The sequence below is a fragment of the bacterium genome (assembly GCA_037131655.1).
In the GTDB taxonomy this organism is placed as follows: domain Bacteria; phylum Armatimonadota; class Fimbriimonadia; order Fimbriimonadales; family JBAXQP01; genus JBAXQP01.
In genome coordinates this window covers 1-2,699 of record JBAXQP010000340.1, presented here as the reverse complement: position 1 = coordinate 2,699, position 2,699 = coordinate 1, and the positions used below count along the sequence as shown (strand labels likewise).

Below are 2,699 nucleotides of genomic sequence, written 5' to 3'. Positions count from 1 at the left end.
GCTTAGGTAGCCAAGCAAAGCGTCACTGCCGAGGCTTTCCCTTCTGATGTAATGGCGTTGGCAAGCCCTGCCCACCGAAGGCCGCTGCAAGCTACGCCCCTACAAGAACAACCCAATTTCTCCCTAGGCGAGGGAGTGGCGTGGTGATGAGGACTTTACACTTATGTGTTAAAAGCTATTGGATAGCCTGTTTATCGTTACTTTTTGGGCTTTGCTTTGGCTGCTGATCGGATCATATTTACCGTGCTGTTGGTATTTACCTTCATTTCAGTCTTGCCAGTAGGAGCGCTCATGTCCATCATCTCGATTTTCATGTTAACCTGTAGGTCTCCAGCACCGGATAATAGATAAAGTTTATCTCTGCTCAACAGGTATTCCATGGAGCTTTTGCCGATGCCTTTTCCCGTCATTATTGGTTTTGAATTTGCTCCGAAACCGGGCATTTCCATGGTCATGGGAACTTCTGATTCCACCTTGATTCGATAGACGAGGGAACCTTTGAAAGTATCGAGCTTAACAAGGCTACATGTAAGCTTTGCCATGACTAAAGGCTTTTTTGCTCCTGAAGTAGCGTGAGAAGGAACCGCCGTTTTGGCTGTCCAGCTATCACCAACTCGTACAGCTTGGCTTGGCAGCGGTACCCCAAAAAGATAAACCCCTTGCAACATGGTATCAGTGTCAATGCCTGGCATAGGCGGCACCCCCGAGATAGTCGGTTTGCCGATAACTTTCCCTAATGGATCAACCGTCATCTTGATAACAGTGAGCTTATCTTTCGGAGCCGTTTGCTTGGTTACTTGCCCCATTAAAGTCTTCGTCGCGCTCTTGACTGCCACCACAATATTTGCGTTACCGTGCTTATCGACACTGACAATTTTGAGTGTCATCAAGCCAACCCATTTCATATCAACTTGCATTGGGTTGTTTTCTTCCTGACGAAACACTTCGCCATTGGTAATAAACGAAAGCTTAAGGCCGCTTACATAACCGGGCGTATATTTGTAACGGAGCATATATGTCCCTGCATTCTGAGCAAGCGCAGATGCGATGCAAAGGACAGAAAGAAGAATCGCAATTCTCAGCTTCATAAAATATCCTCCTCATAACGAGTAATGACAATACAACTAACGATTAAGAGACCATTATATCATCGGATTGCCAGGACGGCAAGGCATAGATGAACTTATTGAAAATCACTGTTTGGCGGATAATACCATAGTTTATGTAGGGGCACTGCTTGCCCTGCCCTCCGGAGGGCGCAGCAAGCAGCGCCCCTACTAAAAAACTACCTAAGTTTGCTCGAAAATTCAGGTAATTTAGTTTATACTCTCTTGACGAGAGACGGGTTATCATGATAGTATACATTAGTACACTATTCGGAGGGGTTAAGATGGCATTTAACGTGCGAAAGCACCTCATAAAGGTTCAGGGTGGGCGGTTCTATTTACCGGTTGCGGCGCGACTCGTTTGGTTTCGTGAAGAGCATCCTGACTGGGGAATTGAGACTCGACCTCTCGAATTCAATGTTGAAAAAGGCTATGCCCTTTTCGAGGCTACTGTTTTTGATGCCGCCGGAAAATTAATGGCCAAAGGCACTAAAATGGAGACCCGTGAAGGGTTTCATGACTTCCTCGAAAAGGCCGAGACAGGGGCAATTGGCCGCGCTCTAGCGGTATGCGGATACGGCACGCAATTTGCGCCCGATCTTTTTGAGGGTAATGTTGTTGATAGCCCAATGGAGCCGAGAGCACAGGAAAGACCCTCTACAACCGATCGTAAGAATAACTGTGACTCTTGTGGAGCGACGATCACCCCTTCTCAACACGACTTCAGCCGATTGCGATTTGGCAAGCCGCTTTGCCCTAACTGTCAGAAACAGCGAACTGCCGATCAGTTAAAGCAGGCTGCTGTTCAAGTTGACGCAGATTATGCAGGCGAGGCAGAAAAGAATAACGGAAAGCATGAAGCCCAGGATGAACAAGCCCGAAAAGGCCAAATGGCAAAACCGAAGGAATCATAGCGATTCCTCCGGTTAGCCTTTGCAAGGGCAGTCAATCATGGGACTATCAGAATAAAATCTATAGGCTATTCAGGCTCGATCAAGCGGGATGAAATGTCATCTTGAGTTTGACTATTGTCCGTACTTGGAGGCGCTTCAATAGACGTCAACAGACGCAGAATAGCCTCGCGCTGCTCAGAACTCATCGACATAACAGCATCGAAAATCATACGCATATCTGATGTTGATATTCCGGATGAGTCAGGGCTGAAATTTACCGTAGAGGTTACAACCTGTGTTGAAGCCGTAGTTTGCGGTTTATGAGGTTGGCCGATAAAATAGATATCTTCGCCTTTACCCTCACCACCCGATTTATTCTTTTCTGAAATCCAACATATCGTTTGTGACGATGAATCCTCAATGAACAAGTGTAATCCCTGAAAACTTATTGCCGATTGCGCTAGAAGCTCTATCTGCTCGTTAGACAAGTCAGATCCGCTGGGAGCGTGCACCCGAATCCATGAGACATTGGCTGCAGAAGTGAGGCTGCGAAGCGCATCGTCAAAATTATCAACGCGAAGATCAAGGTCGAGCTTTTTATCGGTAAAGTCGCCCAGAAAGACCTTGACGCTGAACGCTTGGGCAGCATCATCAAGGGCTTTCTTGAAAGACGTTTTAGTCCATTGGAATGAGTAATAGG

General features: G+C 46.8%; 3 protein-coding genes. 1 reads left to right on the top strand and 2 read right to left on the bottom strand.

The window, feature by feature from the left end:
• Window positions 1–197: 197 nt before the first annotated feature.
• Window positions 198–1,088: a hypothetical protein gene (locus tag WCO51_12110; GenBank protein MEI6513997.1), complete on the bottom strand. Its 891-nt coding sequence runs from the start codon at window positions 1,086–1,088 to the stop codon at window positions 198–200.
• A 302-nt stretch (window positions 1,089–1,390) separates the two neighbouring features.
• Between WCO51_12110 and WCO51_12105 the strand changes: the two genes are divergently transcribed.
• A complete protein-coding gene (locus WCO51_12105; protein MEI6513996.1) occupies window positions 1,391–2,020 on the top strand; it encodes a hypothetical protein in 630 nt (209 codons plus the stop codon).
• A 65-nt stretch (window positions 2,021–2,085) separates the two neighbouring features.
• Here WCO51_12105 and WCO51_12100 read toward each other — a convergent pair.
• On the bottom strand, window positions 2,086–2,699 hold a 614-nt coding region (locus tag WCO51_12100; GenBank protein ID MEI6513995.1), incomplete at its 5' end, for a hypothetical protein.

What these genes read in the sequence shown, in the direction of transcription:
- WCO51_12110 (MEI6513997.1), bottom strand. Translation starts at nt 1,088, where the DNA reads ATGAAGCTGAGAATTGCGATTCTTCTTTCTGTCCTTTGCATCGCATCT.
- WCO51_12105 (MEI6513996.1), top strand. Translation starts at nt 1,391, where the DNA reads ATGGCATTTAACGTGCGAAAGCACCTCATAAAGGTTCAGGGTGGGCGG.